This is a genomic window from Flavobacterium oncorhynchi (genome assembly GCF_002217355.1).
GTDB classification, from domain to species: domain Bacteria; phylum Bacteroidota; class Bacteroidia; order Flavobacteriales; family Flavobacteriaceae; genus Flavobacterium; species Flavobacterium oncorhynchi.
On the sequence record NZ_MUHA01000021.1, the window covers coordinates 53,154 to 68,689 of the forward strand.

Genomic DNA, 15,536 nt, shown 5'->3' on the forward strand with positions numbered 1-15,536 from the left:
AAAGATTATAAAAAAATAATTCGTGAATTCGTGGCAACCAAACCAAAAAAACATAAATTCAAAAACAAACCAAAATGGATCTGAAAATTAAATCTTTATACGCTCTTAGTATAGGCTTTCTGTTAACAGCACAAAGCGGATTTTCGCAATCTGCTAAAACAAAAGCATCTCTGCCTGAAATCAAAGTTTCTAAAAATCAGCATTATTTTGTTACCGAAAACGAAAAACCATTTTTCTGGCTTGGCGACACAGGCTGGCTGGCATTCGGTAAATTGGATAGAGCTGGAATTGATCTATATTTTAAAGACAGAAAAGAAAAAGGATTCAACGTTGTTCAGGTAATGGTTTTGCATAATATAAATGCAGTTAACATTTATGGCGATGCCGCTTTAATTAACGAGGATGTTTCAAAACCATTGACTACATCAGGAAATGATTTCAAAGATGCAAAGCAATACGACTACTGGGATCACGTAGATTACACTTTAGACGTGGCTCAGAAAAACGGAATTTATGTAGCAATGGTTCCAGTTTGGGGAACCAACGTTTCAAAAGGAAATAAAGTAAGTAAAGAACAAGCAATTGTTTACGCTAAGTTCTTGGCTGACAGATATAAAAATAGAACCAATATAATTTGGTTAAACGGAGGAGATACACACGGAAATGAGTTTATGGATATCTGGAATGCTATCGGAAATACTTTAAAAACCAACAATCCAAACCAATTAGTAACTTTCCACCCTTTCGGTAGAACTGATTCTTCCGAGAATTATCATAATGAAAAATGGTTAGATTTTAATATGTTCCAATCAGGACACAGAAGATACGATCAGGATTCAGTCAAAACGAATTTCAAAGAAGACAATTACAAATTTGTTCTCAGAGATTTCGAATTAAAACCAACAAAACCTACACTTGACGGAGAACCATCTTACGAAGGAATTCCACACGGTTTACACGACACACTTCAGCCAAAATGGACCGCAAACGATGTTCGCCGTTACGGATATTGGTCGGTTTTATCTGGTGGTGCAGGTTATACGTACGGACATAACGCTGTAATGCAAATGTTCAGAAAAGGCGATAAACCAGCTTACGGAAACAAAGAATTATGGACATCAGCCATCAATGCACCTGGAGCAAAACAAATGGTTTATATTAAGAAATTAATGGAAGAAGTGCCATTCTTAGAAGGAGTTCCAGATGTTTCTTTAGTGGTGAATCAAGGCGAGAAATACGATTATATTCCAGCCGTAAGAGGAGAAAAATACGCTTTATTATACACTTACAACGGAAGAATAATAGAAGTAAAACTTGGAAAAATTTCTGGAGATAAATTCGAAGCGACTTGGTACAATCCAAGAAATGGCAAGAAAACAAAAATTGGAACATTTGATAATAAAGGAACTCAAAATTTTCAACCAGAAGGGAAAAAAGAAGATGGTAATGACTGGGTTTTGATTTTGAGATCAAAGTAAGATAAGAGTTTAGAAACCTGACAGGTTTTTAAAACCTGTCAGGTTTAAACAATAGCATTTACACACAATCTTGTCATTTCGATGAAGGAGAAATCTCTGTTAGTAGCTCGACAAAGATTGGAGATTCACTTTATGGAGTTTCTTGCGAGGATTTCTCCTTACGTCGAAATGACAAAAAATGCGAATAATAAAACTCTCGCAGATTTTACAGATAAAGCAGATAAAATCATTTTAATCTGTGATCCCGATAGCTATCGGGAGTGGTAAAAAATAAATCTGCACAATCTGCCAAATCTGCGAGAGAACAAAAAAAACACAACTATGAAAAACATACTAATAATACTCTGCTTCATAACGGGATTAAACACCACTTTCGCAAACGACGGCTGGCTAAACATCTTAAATGAAGGCGGAAACAACAAAGGAATAAAATGCACCCAAGCCATTCAGAATGCTATTGAAAAAGCATCTAAAAATGGCGGAGGAACCATCTTTTTCCCTGCTGGACAATACTTAACTGGAGCTTTAACATTAAGAAGCAACATCACGATTCACTTAGATTCAGGAGCACTTTTAAAATTTTCAGAGAACTTCGATGATTTTCTTCCTTACGTAGAAATGCGTTACGAAGGAATTGTAATGAAAAGTTTCCAACCGTTATTTTATGCAAAAGATGTAGAAAATATCACAATCACAGGAAGAGGTGTAATCGACGGACAAGGAAAAGCATGGTGGAACGAAGTCTACAGAATCGAAACGGCCAAAGAACCACTTCCTCCAACAAAATACCAAACGATGTGGGAAGAACAAAATAAAGGTCTTTACACAGAACCCTATTACAAAAGAACGGTTGATAAGAAATTCTTCAGACCTTCTTTTTTTCAGGCTTACAACTGCAAAAATATTTTAATTGAAGGCGTAACTTTTCAAAACTCGCCTTTTTGGACAATCAATCCTGAATTTTGCGATAATGTAACCGTTACTGGAATCTCAATTTTTAATCCACATTCGCCAAATACAGACGGAATTAATCCTTCTTCTTGTACCAATGTTCACATTTCAAATTGCCATATCAGCGTTGGCGACGATTGCATCACAATCAAATCAGGAAGAGATGGCGACGGACGTAAATACGGAAAAGCAACAGAAAATGTTACGATTACCAATTGCACCATGTTAAGTGGTCACGGTGGCGTTGTTATTGGAAGCGAAATGTCGGGCGGAATCAAGAAAATCACAATATCCAACTGTGTTTTTGACGGAACAGACCGTGGAATCCGTATTAAAGCGGCACGTGGAAGAGGCGGAGTTGTAGAAGATATTCGTGTTGACAATATTGTCATGAAAAACATTAAAGAAGAAGCTATTGTTTTGAGTCTTTTTTATGATAAAGGAACGCAAGTTGAACCCGTAACCGAAAAAACGCCTATTTTCAGAAACATTCACATGAGCAATATTACGGCTTCAAACGTAAACAAAGCGGGGCAGATACTTGGAATTACTGAAATGCCAATTCAAAATATCACGTTCTCTAACATCAATATGGACGGAAAAGAAGGTTTTACAGTAAGTACAGCGACAGATGTTGAATTTCATGATGTAAAAGTGAATGCAACAATTGGTTCTTCTTTCAAAATATCAGATTCTAAAAATGTGATTTTAGACAATGTTGGATCTTCAACGCCAATAAAAGATGTTCCGGTTATTAAATTAGAAAATGTTTCAAATGTGCTGATCAACAATAATTTTCCATTTAATCCAACCGATATTTTTATCGAAGCGGATGGAAAAGACACTAAAAACATTTTCCTAAAAAATAATGTTTTAAACAACGTAACAACGAAAATAAAAAAAGGAGCTTCTTTAGATAAAAAAGCAATTACAGAATAGATTATAATAACAGAGATTTCACGAATTTACACCAATTTGGTTTGTGATAATTCATGAAATTAGTGTTCAATTTTATATCATGAAAAAAATATTCACCATACTGACCCTTTCGCTTTTTGCGATTAGTTATTCACAGAAAAAGAAAGACTTATATCTTTTTACGTCGTTTAGAGAACCCGCAACTGAAGGTTTGTATTTAGCATACAGCGAAGACGGTTACAATTGGAAAGGGTTAGAAGGCTCATTTTTAAAACCCGAAATCGGTGCCAGTAAAATCATGCGTGATCCGTCGATGACAAAAGGAGCAGACGGAACCTATCACATGGTTTGGACAACCGACTGGAAAGGCGGAAACGGTTTTGGTTACGCAAGCTCAAAAGACTTGATTCATTGGTCAGAACAGCAATATATTCCTGTGATGAAGAATGAGCCAGAAGTTGTAAACGTTTGGGCGCCTGAAATTTTTTATGATGATGTAAAAAAAGAATACATTATTATTTGGGCATCAACAATCCCATTCCGATTTGAAAAAGGAGTTGAAGAAGAGAAAAACAATCACCGAATGTATTATGTAACGACGAAAGATTTCAAGACTTTTTCAGATACAAAATTATATTACGAACCAGGTTTCAGCGTAATCGATTGTGTGATTGTCAAAAAAGGAAAAAAAGACTATGTTTTGGTTTTGAAAGACAACACAAGACCCATGCGTAACATAAAAGTAGCTTTCGGAAAATCGCCTTTAGGTCCGTTTGAAAAACCTTCAAAACCTTTAACCGAATATTTATCAGAAGGACCAACGGTGGTGAAAGTCGGTAAAAACTGGCTCTTATATTATGACAATTATGGTTCAAAAAATTATAAAGCGTTAAGCACAACAGATTTTGTTGATTTCGAAGACGTTTCATCAAAAATAAACCTTCCCGAAGGACATAAACACGGAACGATTACAACAATCTCTACAGACGTTTTAAAAGGATTAATAGAAAGAAAATAAAAGATAATGCCACTCCCGATAGCTATCGGGATTCACAGATTAAAATGATTTTTTATAATATTTAATAATTTTAAAAAAAAATCTGCGTAATCTGCAAAATCTGCGAGAGTAATTTTTCTTTCCCGCAGATTTTGCAGATCAAGCAGAAAAATAAAACAAAAAAATCTTTTTAATCTGTGTAATCTGTGGCAAAAAAATAAAATACCAATGATTACTTTCCAAGACATAAAAACCAACATCATTACAGCCACAATCTTTTTAGTTTGCACTGCTGTAAAGGCGCAGAACGATACTGTGCGATATGTTGGTAAAACACTTTCAAACATTGATTACCATCACGGACAGTTAAGTCCAGCAGTTGGCGTTCACGCCACACAAATCATGCGTGCGAGCCGTGAACATCCTGAAAAAGCAGATGGATTTGGTTGGACATACAATCACCAGCCGATGATGGCATATTGGAATAATACCTTTTATCTGCATTATTTAAGCGATCCCTCTGGCGAACATATTCCGCCAAGCCAGACTTTTATTATGAATTCTAAAGATGGCGTAACATGGACAAAACCAGAAGTTATTTTCCCTATTTACCGCATTCCTGACGGATGGAAAAAAGAAGGAGTTGAAGGCGTTGCGAAAAACTTAGATGCGATTATGCACCAAAGAATGGGATTTTATACTTCAAAAGACAACAGACTTTTTGCTTTAGCGTATTATGGAATTGCAATGGATGAAAAAGACGATCCAAATGACGGAAAAGGAATTGGACGTGTCATTCGTGAAATCAAGAAAGACGGAAGTTTTGGCGAAATTTATTTCATTAGATACAACAAAACTTGGGACAAATCGAAATCGAAATTTCCATTTTATACCACATCAAAAGACAAAGGTTTGAAAAAAGCCTGCGAAGAAATTTTATCAGAACCATTAGTTTTACAGCAATGGGTAGAGGAAGCCGATCGTGACGATGAATTGATTCCGTTACAGAAGCCATACAAAGCATTTAGCTATTACCATTTACCAAACGGAAATGTAGTAGGTTTATGGAAACATGCTTTAACTTCAATCAGCAAGGATGGTGGAAAATCTTGGGATTATATGCCACTTCGTGCTCCGGGATTTGTAAACAGCAATGCAAAAATCTGGGGACAAAAAACGTCAGACAATCGTTATGCGACACTTTATAATCCTTCAGAATATCGCTGGCCATTGGCTATTTCAACAAGTGACGACGGTTTAAATTATAAAGATTTATTATTGGTTCACGGAGAGGTAAGTCCAATGCGTTATGGTGGAAATTACAAATCGGCTGGCCCTCAATATGTTCGTGGAATTACGGAAAAGAATGGAACTCCGCCAGACGGAAAAATCTGGGTGGGTTACAGCGTGAACAAAGAAGATATTTGGGTGGCATCGATTCCCGTTCCTGTTACTTCTGTGGTTACCGAAAATGTAAATGATGTTTTCAATAATCTTCCTGACGGACAAGAGTTAAAGTTATGGAATACCTACGATCTTTCTTGGGCATCAACAAAAATCGAAAAGAAAGCCGATGGTAAAAAATGGCTGACTTTAAGAGATAAGGATTATTTTGATTATTCCCGTGCTGAAAGAGTAATTCCTTTCGCATCAAAAATGGAAGCCGTTTTCACAGTAAAACCAGAGCAAAACAATCATGGTTTATTACAGATTGAATTCCAAAATAAACAAGGTTTACCATCGGTAAGATTGATTTTTGATTCGGATGGAGAATTAAAGGTAAAAAATGGTGCACGTTTGAGTTCGGTTACAAAATACGAAGCAAACAAAGCATATACAATCACAGTTAAATTAGATGCTAAAAACCGTCAGTACACTATAAAAGTAAACGATGGAAAAGAATCAACAAAGATATTTTATGCGCCAACAGACGGTTTTGAGCGAATCATGTTCCGCACAGGAGAGCAGAGACATTCACCAAACCCAGATACAGCGCCAGACACAGATGATTACGACGATCTGCCTCAAACCGGAAAATTAATCCCAGAAACAGTATTCAATATAGAATCTTTGGTAACTAAAAAATTATAATGATTTTTACCATTAAGAGATTAAGAAAATTAAGGCAGGATGTTTAATTAGACTTATCTTGAGAGCATAAAGCTTTGAGAACGAAAAATGAACGTAACTGAATGCTTAATGAACTTAAGACAAAGTTTCCATCTAGTGAGCTTAATTGACTTAATATCTTAATGGTTCAATTAAAAGTTTATAAAGTGAATATTTCAAAATCCATATTAGCCTTCATTTTTGTTTTTTTCTTTTTCATTTCAAATGGACAAATTCTGCCTGTACGTTTAACAACAGAAATGACAGAAAATCCATTAGCAGTAGTTGAGAATCAGCCGAGATTGAGCTGGCAAATGGTTTCAAAAGAATCCAATGCATCACAAATAGCTTTTATTATTTTAGTTGCTTCTTCAGAAGAAAAACTAAATAATGATGAGGGAGATATCTGGAATTCAGGAAGAGTAAATTCCGATAAAAACCTGCATATTGTTTACAGCGGAAATCCATTAAAAAACGAAACCAAATATTTCTGGAAAGTAAAAGTCTGGAATCAAGAAGGGAAAGTTTCAAAATGGAGCAAAATAGCTACTTTCAGAACCGCTTCATTAGAATCAGATTTAAATCCAACTTGGATTGGTGCGATAACAAAAGCCGATAGTCATTTGCCAGAAGGAAGAAATTATCACACGGCTACTTTCAACAGAGAAAAAAAGAACTCGTTTATCAATGCTTCCGATTCTTTAGCAAGAAGAAGTATTATGTTGCGTAAGCCTTTCGAAGTAAAAAAAGAAATCAAAGAAGCCGTAGTTTACATTTCAGGTTTAGGACATTATGAATTAACCATCAATGGTAAAAAGATTGGAAACAGTCAATTTGCACCACTTTGGACAGATTATGATAAAACCGTTAATTACAATATTTACGAATTAAGCGCAAAAGAATTTCAAAAAGGCGATAACGTAATTGGCGTTTTGTTAGGAAACGGAATGTACAATACGCTTGCCGAAAGATATACGAAATTCTTCGTGAGTTTTGGACCGCCGACTTTGTTCTTTAAAATGAAAATCAAGTATAATGACGGTTCAGAAGAAATTGTAAAGTCAGACGGAACTTGGAAATACAGCAAAAGTCCGATTACCTATAACAGTATATTTGGAGGAGAAGATTACAATGCCAATTTAGAACAAAAAGGCTGGAATAGAAAAGGTTTCAAAGATTCGGACTGGAAAAAAGTAGTCATTCAGGAAGCACCAAAAGGAGTTTTAAGACCGCAGACGGCACCACCAGTTACAATTCAAAAACAATACGAAGTTAAGACAGCAAAAGAGCTTAAACCGAATTTCTATGTTTTTGATATGGGACAGAATCTTTCGGGATTTCCAACCATCAAAGTAAAAGGAAAAAAAGGACAAACGATTCGTGTTTGGGTTGCCGAAGGATTAAATGAAGAAGGCACAATTGCGCAGGGAAGATCTGGAAAACCATACTATTACGATTATACTTTAAAAGGAAAAGAGGTAGAAGAATGGACGCCAAAATTCAGTTTCTACGGCTATCAATATGTTCAAATTGAAAACATTAATTATAAAGAAGATAAGAATAAGGAACTTCCAACTTTGGTAGAATTGAAATCGAATTTTATTTATAATTCTGCAGGAGAAGCAGGAAGTTTTTCATGCTCCAATGAGATTTTTAATAAAACGCACGAACTTATTAATAACTCAATCAAAAGTAATTTTCAAAGCGTTTTTACCGATTGTCCGCAACGTGAAAAGTTAGGCTGGCTGGAAGAAATTCAGTTGAATGGTCCCGGATTAATGTTCAATTACAACCTTCAGAATTTCATTCCTGCAACGATGCAGAATATTTCTGATTCACAACGTGATAACGGTTTAATTCCGACAATTGTTCCCGAATATGTAATTTTTGGAGGCGATTTTACTGATTCTCCAGAATGGGGAGTTACAGGCATAATCCTGCCTTGGATGTATTATGAATATTACGGAGATGCTTCATTGTTAGAGAAATACTTTCCTCTAATGAAAAACTACGTGGATTATTTAGGAACAAAAGCAACAAACCATATCGTTTCGCACGGATTAGGCGATTGGTACGATTACGGAACGCATCCGGCAGGATATTCTAAAAATAGTCCGATTGCGCTTTCAGCTACTTCTCATTATTATTATGGAGCTTATTTAGTAGCAAAAGCATCAAAATTATTAGGTAAAGCGGAAGATTTCGAGAAATACAATACGTTGGCTTCTGAGATTAAAACAGCTTTCAATAAGGAGTTTTTTAATGAAGAAACCAAACAATACGGAACAAATAGTCAGTTTAGCAATGCCGTTCCGATTTTTATGGATATCGTAGAACCGCAGTATAAAGAAGCTGTAATGCAAAATCTCTTAGCTGATATCAAAGATAAAGGAGATCGTTTAACAACGGGTGATGTTGGAAATCGTTACTTATTTCAAACATTGGCAAGAAACGGAGAAAACGAAACGATGTATAAAATGCATAATCATTATGATGCGCCAGGTTATGGTTTTCAGATTAAATTTGGCTTGACAACTTTAACCGAACAATGGGATCCGAGAAAAGGAAATTCATGGAATCACTTTATGTTAGGACAGATTGAAGAATGGTTTTACCAAAGTTTAGCCGGAATTATGTCCGATCCTGAAAAACCGGGTTTCAAACATTTCTTTATTCAGCCAGAAGTAGTTGGCGATATGACTTTCGCAAAAGCGGACTATCAATCGGTTTATGGAAAAATTGCTTCTTCCTGGGAAAAGAAAGACGGCAAATTTATTCTGACAGTTCAGATTCCAGTGAATACAACTGCGACAGTAAAATTACCAGTCGCTAAAAATTCAGAAATAAAAATTGACAATAAAAAGGTTAGGATAGGTTTTGATGAAAAAGTTCAAAAGCCTGTTTTAGAATTAGGATCAGGAATTTATACAATAGAATGCACAATATAATGGAACGCAGATGAAACGGATTTACTTTGTAAAGACGCAGATTTAAACGGATTTTCTTTTTTCAAAAACAAATAAAAAAATCCGTTTAAATCAGCGTTTTCGCAATAGCGAATCCGTTTCATCAGCGTACTAACACACAACAATATCAAAATGAAAAAAATAAAATACATCATATTAGTTTCCATTTTTGCTTTGACATTTGCCAATGCGCAAAGCACTTCTGATACGAATTTTAGAAAACCGGTATCAGAGACTTTAAAGAAAATAGAAACTGTTTTTAACGTCACTATAAACGATGACAGAGGTTTATTAAAAGGAAAAGAACTGGACTATGCCGATTGGAGAATTGAACCTGGAAATTTAGCAATTTCGCTAACGAACATTTTAGCGCCGTTTGAATTGATGTATTTCAAACAACCCGACGGAACCTACATCATACGCAAGTATGAAAACCATAAAGTTTCGGTAGATAAAGGAAAAGAACGTTTGTTTTACTTAGAAAGCCTTTATTCGACCAAAGAAGAATGGGAGAAACGCAAAACGGAGTTAAAAGCCTGTATGATTGCATCATTTGGATTAGAAAAGGCACCCCCAATGCCCAAGTCTAAACCACTTTTAACTCCAAAGAGAATTTACAAAGACTACAGTGTCGAAAATATTGCTTTGGAAATTTTGCCTGGTGTTTATGCGACAGGATCGATTTACAAACCATATCCGTTAAATAAAAAAGCAGCAGTTATTTTAACTCCTGACGGACATTTTGGTGATGGAAGATACAGAAAAGACGAGCAGTACAGATGTGCCATGATGGCAAAAATGGGTACAATTGTGGTAGGTTACGATTTATTTGCCTGGGGAGAATCGTTGCTACAATTTCCAGAAGAAACACATAGAAACAGCATTGCATCTACGGTTCAGGTTTTAACTGGAATTCGTTTCTTGGATTATTTAGCAACGGTTAAAAATGCTGATATGTCAAGAGTTGGTGTTACTGGAGGTTCTGGCGGAGGATCTCACACGATGTTTTTAGCAGCGATTGATGATAGAGTTAAAGTTTCAGCTCCGGTTGTAATGGTTTCGTCTCACTTTTCAGGTGGTTGTCCATGCGAAAGCGGACGTGGTATTCATTTATGTGGAAATGGAACCAATAATGCCGAAATTTCAGCTATGATGGCTCCAAAGCCACAATTGATTGTTTCTGATGGAAAAGACTGGACATTGGCAGTTCCGGAATTGGAATTTCCTTTTATCCAAAGAACGTATGAATTATACGGAAAGAAAGATTTAGTCGAAAACGCTCATTTTGCAAAAGAAGGTCACGATTTTGGAGTTTCAAAACGTATGGCTTTGTATCCGTTTATGGCGAAATATTTAAATCTTGATTTGAATAAAGTGAAGAACGATAAAGGCGAAATCGACGAATCGACTTGTGTGATTGAACCAAAAGAAAAGTTGTTGGTTTTTGGAGATAAAGGGGAAAAACTACCAGCAAATGCTTTAAAAGACATTAACAAATTATATGAAATGTTCGGAGAAAAAAATCTGAAAGTTTACGAGGTTAAGAAGTAATTGAGTTTGCCACTAATTTCACGAATTGGCACAAATTATTTTTTGCCACAGATTAACAGATTAAAAGGAATTTTTATCTCCTTAATCTGCTAAATCTGCGAGAGTAATTTTTTTTTCACGCAGATTTAGCAGATCTGGCAGATTTTTTAATCAGTGGAAATCCATTAATCTATGGCAAATAAATTAGAGAAATTGAAAAAAAAATTAAAAAAGAAATTAGTGCAATTCGTGTAATTCGTGGCTGAAAAAAAAATATACTATGAAGTTAAAAATTAAAATAACGGCAATCTGTATCGGAATTTTTTCCTTAACAGCAAAAGCTCAAAACGACCTGAAATTATGGTACGATAAACCAGCATCAATATGGAACGAAGCTTTGCCTTTAGGTAACGGACGTTTGGGCGCGATGGTTTTTGGCGATCCAGCAGTAGAACGTTTGCAATTGAACGAAGAAACGATTTGGGCAGGTTCTCCAAACAGCAATGCACATTCAAAATCAATCGAGGCTTTGCCAAAAGTAAGACAACTTGTTTTTGACGGAAAATTTGATGAAGCTCAGGATTTGGCTACGAAAGATATTATGTCACAAACCAATGACGGAATGCCATATCAGACTTTTGGAAGCGTTTATATTTCATTCGCAGGACATCAAAAATATACCGATTATTACCGTGATTTAGATATCAGCAATGCGACAGCGAAAGTAAAATACAAAGTAAATGGTGTTGAATTTACAAGAGAAATTTTAACTGCGTTTTCAGATCAGGTAATTTTGGTAAAACTTTCTGCTAGTCAGCCGGGACAAATTACTTGTAACGTTTTCATGAACAGCCCGATTGATAAAACGGTGGCTTCTACAGAAGGAAACCAGATTATACTTTCGGGAGTTGGAACTAACTTTGAAGGCGTAAAAGGAAAAGTAAAATTCCAAGGCCGATTAACAGCTAAAAACAAAGGTGGCCAAATTGATGCCAGCAACGGAGTTCTAAGCATCAACAAAGCCGATGAAGTGACTTTGTACATTTCTATTGCAACCAATTTCAAAAACTATCAGGATATTTCAGGAGATGAAATCGCAAAAAGCAAAGATTATTTAGCGAAAGCCGAAACAAAAGATTTTGAAACGATTAAGAAAGCTCATGTTGACTATTACCAAAAATTCTTCAACAGAGTTGCTTTAAACTTAGGTTCAAATGATTTGGTTAAAAAGCCAACAAACGAAAGAATCAGAGATTTCTCGAAACAATTTGACCCTCAATTGGCGAGTTTATATTTCCAGTTTGGACGTTATCTTTTAATTTCAAGTTCACAGCCAGGCGGACAGCCAGCCAATTTGCAAGGAATATGGAACGATATGGTTACACCACCTTGGGACAGTAAATACACGACAAATATCAATGCCGAAATGAACTATTGGCCGGCACAGGTAACCAATCTACAGGAAATGCACGAACCTTTTGTACAAATGGCAAAAGAGTTGGCTGTAACTGGTGCAGAAACAGCAAAAACGATGTACAATGCCAGCGGATGGGTTTTACATCACAATACCGATATTTGGCGTGTGACCGCTCCAGTAGACTCGGCTGCTTCGGGAATGTGGCCGACAGGCGGTGCTTGGGTTTGTCAGGATTTATGGGAAAGATATTTATATACAGGTGATAAAAAATATTTAGCAGAAATTTATCCCATCATGAAAGGTGCTGCCGATTTCTTTTTGGATTTCATGGTGATAGACCCTAATACAAAATATTTAGTAGTTGTGCCGTCAAGTTCACCTGAAAATACACACGCAGGCGGAACCGGAAAAGCAACAATTGCATCGGGAACGACAATGGACAATCAGTTGGTTTTTGATTTGTTTACGCATGTTATCGAAGCTTCGGCATTGGTTTCTCCAGATGCATCTTATGTGAAAAAAGTAAGCGATGCTTTGGCAAAAATGCCTCCAATGAAAGTGGGAAAACACAATCAGCTGCAGGAATGGCAGGAAGATTGGGACAATCCGAAAGACAATCACAGACACGTTTCGCATTTATATGGCTTGTATCCGAGCAATCAGATTTCGGCAATAAAAACACCTGAATTATTTGAAGCGGCAAAACAATCCTTGATTTACAGAACAGACGAATCTACAGGCTGGTCAATGGGTTGGAAAGTGAATTTATGGGCGAGATTATTAGACGGAAATCACGCTTATAAATTAATTCAAGACCAATTGCATTTGGTAACAGCAGATCAAAGAAAAGGCGGCGGAACTTATCCAAATATGTTAGATGCGCATCAGCCTTTTCAAATTGATGGAAACTTTGGATGTACAGCCGGTTTTGCCGAAATGCTGATGCAGAGTCAGGAAGATGCGATCCATTTATTGCCGGCTTTGCCAACTGTTTGGAAAGACGGAAGCATAAAAGGCTTGGTTGCCAGAGGTGGTTTTGTAATAGATATGACCTGGAAGAACAATAAAGTTTCGGAGTTGAAAATCTATTCGAAAATTGGTGGAAACTGCCGATTGAAAGTTGAGAATACGCTGAAAGGCTCTTCTCTAAAAAAAGCAAAAGGAAAAAATTCAAATCCGTTGTTTTATGATGTAGAAGTGAAGAAACCGATTATTTCTAAAGAAGCAAAATTGCCTAAAGTACAGTTGCCAATTTACAATATTTACGATGTGAATATGAAAGCAGGGCAGACGTATACTTTTACGGGGAATTAAAATAATGAATTAAACCCGACAGGTTTGTAAAACCTGTCGAGTTTACGTACAGTTTGTCATTTCGATCCCGAAGCTTCGTGAGAGAAATCTTCGTTAGAAGCTTGACAAAGATTGGTGACTTGCTTTGCGGAGTTACTTGCGAAGATTTCTCCTTCGTCGAAATGACAAGATTGAGTAAAAAGAATAAAATAAAAACAGAATATGTTACAACATTTCAAACATAAAATAATAGCACTTTCAATTGTAATCGCTTGTGTAAACAGCGGTTGCAAATCTGGTGCAGACCATTATCAAAAAGGAAAATCTGTTATTTTAAAAGAAAAAAACTTCAAACATTATGTTGATTATTTTAACACGATGGAAGATGAAAACTTAAAATTTGCGATTCCGAATGATAGTGCGTGGGCTTGGATGGAAGAGAATATTCCGTTGTTTGAATGTCCACAGCAGAATTTTGAGGAAATCTATTATTTCCGTTGGTGGAGCGTTCGAAAACATATTAAAAATACACCACAAGGGTTTGCGATTACAGAGTTTTTGGTTGACCGTTCGTATGCCGATAAATATAATATGATTAGTTGTGCTTTGGGACATCATATTAACGAATTCAGATGGGTTCATGATCCGAAATACATTGAGCAGGATCTGAAACTTTGGTATAGAGGAAATGATGGGAAACCAATGAACAAATTGTATAAATTCAGCAGTTGGACAGCCGATGCTTTATACAATCGTTATTTGGTGAATAAGGATGAGAAATTCTTATTGGATTTATACCCGGACATGGTTACGGATTATGCCGTTTGGGAGAAAGAGCGTCAGCGCAAGGACGGTTTGTTTTGGCAGCATGATGTGAAAGATGGAATGGAAGAATCCTTAAGCGGCGGGCGTAAGGTGCAAAATGCTAGACCAACAATAAACAGTTATATGTATGGAAATGCTGTAGCAATTTCTAAAATGGCTGAAATGAAAGGCGATAAGGAAGCGGAAGCAAAATTCAAGGCAAAAGCAGATGTTCTGCAACAATTAGTTGAAACCAAATTATGGAACTCAAAAAGTGAGTTTTTTGAAACTTTAACAGAAAAAGATACTTTGGCTCAGGTTAGAGAAGCGATTGGATTTATTCCGTGGTATTTTAATCTCCCTGAAAAAGGGAAAAGTTTTGAAAAAGCCTGGGAACAAATTAAAGACGAAAAAGGATTTTCGGCTCCGTTTGGTTTAACAACGGCGGAAAGAAGAAGTCCAAGATTTAGAACACACGGAACCGGAACCTGCGAGTGGGACGGGGCGATTTGGCCTTTTGCAAGTTCTCAGACGTTAACAGCTTTAGCCAATGTTTTGAATAATTACAATCAGAATTATGTTGCCAAAATAGATTATTTCAAACAAATGGATTTGTATGTTCAGTCGCAATATTACAGAGGGAAACCTTATCTTGGCGAATATTTAGATGAAACAACAGGGTATTGGTTAATGGGCGACAGAGAAAGAAGCCGTTATTATAATCATTCGACTTTCAATGATTTGGTGATTACAGGTTTGGTTGGCTTGCGTCCTAGAGTGGATGAAAAAATTGAAGTAAATCCGTTGATTCCTCAAGAAAAATGGGATTGGTTTTGTCTGGATAATGTTCTGTATCACGGCAATATCATTACGATTCTTTGGGACAAAACAGGAGAAAAATATAAAAAAGGAAAAGGTTTTAGAATCTTTAAAAATGGGATAGAAATTGCGGTTTCTGAGAAGTTGGAACGAGTGATTTCGGAGTAAATATTTAGCCACAGATTTCACGGATTAAACGGATTTACACAGAGTTTTATTTCTCATTTTTGTCATTTCGACGAAGGAGAAATCTT

The 15,536-nt window shown here is 36.1% G+C and carries 8 protein-coding genes; all 8 read left to right on the forward strand.

Features of this window, described 5'->3' with window-relative positions; all coding sequences use genetic code 11:
• The first annotated feature begins 74 nt into the window (after window positions 1–74).
• Entirely contained in the window at window positions 75–1,478 is a 1,404-nt protein-coding gene (locus tag B0A75_RS13540; RefSeq protein ID WP_089054809.1) for a glycoside hydrolase family 140 protein, read from the forward strand.
• A 321-nt stretch (window positions 1,479–1,799) separates the two neighbouring features.
• Window positions 1,800–3,368: a glycoside hydrolase family 28 protein gene (locus tag B0A75_RS13550; protein WP_089054811.1), complete on the forward strand. Its 1,569-nt coding sequence runs from the start codon at window positions 1,800–1,802 to the stop codon at window positions 3,366–3,368.
• Between the two features lie 79 nt (window positions 3,369–3,447).
• Window positions 3,448–4,365 carry a glycoside hydrolase family 43 protein gene (locus B0A75_RS13555; protein ID WP_089054812.1) on the forward strand — a complete coding sequence of 306 codons (918 nt, stop codon included), beginning with the start codon at window positions 3,448–3,450 and terminating at the stop codon, window positions 4,363–4,365.
• A 207-nt stretch (window positions 4,366–4,572) separates the two neighbouring features.
• The gene (locus tag B0A75_RS13560) at window positions 4,573–6,435 is read left to right on the forward strand and encodes a sialidase/neuraminidase family protein (RefSeq protein ID WP_089054813.1); all 1,863 of its coding nucleotides are present in this window, start codon (window positions 4,573–4,575) and stop codon (window positions 6,433–6,435) included.
• Window positions 6,436–6,620: 185 nt separating this feature from the next.
• Window positions 6,621–9,401, forward strand: a complete 2,781-nt coding sequence (locus B0A75_RS13565) for a glycoside hydrolase family 78 protein (RefSeq protein ID WP_089054901.1) — start codon at window positions 6,621–6,623, stop codon at window positions 9,399–9,401.
• Window positions 9,402–9,551: 150 nt separating this feature from the next.
• On the forward strand, window positions 9,552–10,970 hold the full coding sequence (locus tag B0A75_RS13570) for an acetylxylan esterase (RefSeq protein ID WP_089054814.1): 1,419 nt from the start codon (window positions 9,552–9,554) through the stop codon (window positions 10,968–10,970).
• A 259-nt stretch (window positions 10,971–11,229) separates the two neighbouring features.
• Window positions 11,230–13,680, forward strand: a complete 2,451-nt coding sequence (locus B0A75_RS13575; RefSeq protein ID WP_089054815.1) for a glycoside hydrolase family 95 protein — start codon at window positions 11,230–11,232, stop codon at window positions 13,678–13,680.
• Window positions 13,681–13,881: 201 nt separating this feature from the next.
• Window positions 13,882–15,450: an MGH1-like glycoside hydrolase domain-containing protein gene (locus tag B0A75_RS13580; RefSeq protein ID WP_089054816.1), complete on the forward strand. Its 1,569-nt coding sequence runs from the start codon at window positions 13,882–13,884 to the stop codon at window positions 15,448–15,450.
• Window positions 15,451–15,536 lie beyond the last annotated feature (86 nt).

Coding starts and splice junctions, on each gene's coding strand:
- B0A75_RS13580 (WP_089054816.1), top strand. CDS start 13,882: ATGTTACAACATTTCAAACATAAAATAATAGCACTTTCAATTGTAATC.
- B0A75_RS13560 (WP_089054813.1), top strand. CDS start 4,573: ATGATTACTTTCCAAGACATAAAAACCAACATCATTACAGCCACAATC.
- B0A75_RS13550 (WP_089054811.1), top strand. CDS start 1,800: ATGAAAAACATACTAATAATACTCTGCTTCATAACGGGATTAAACACC.
- B0A75_RS13570 (WP_089054814.1), top strand. CDS start 9,552: ATGAAAAAAATAAAATACATCATATTAGTTTCCATTTTTGCTTTGACA.
- B0A75_RS13540 (WP_089054809.1), top strand. CDS start 75: ATGGATCTGAAAATTAAATCTTTATACGCTCTTAGTATAGGCTTTCTG.
- B0A75_RS13555 (WP_089054812.1), top strand. CDS start 3,448: ATGAAAAAAATATTCACCATACTGACCCTTTCGCTTTTTGCGATTAGT.
- B0A75_RS13575 (WP_089054815.1), top strand. CDS start 11,230: ATGAAGTTAAAAATTAAAATAACGGCAATCTGTATCGGAATTTTTTCC.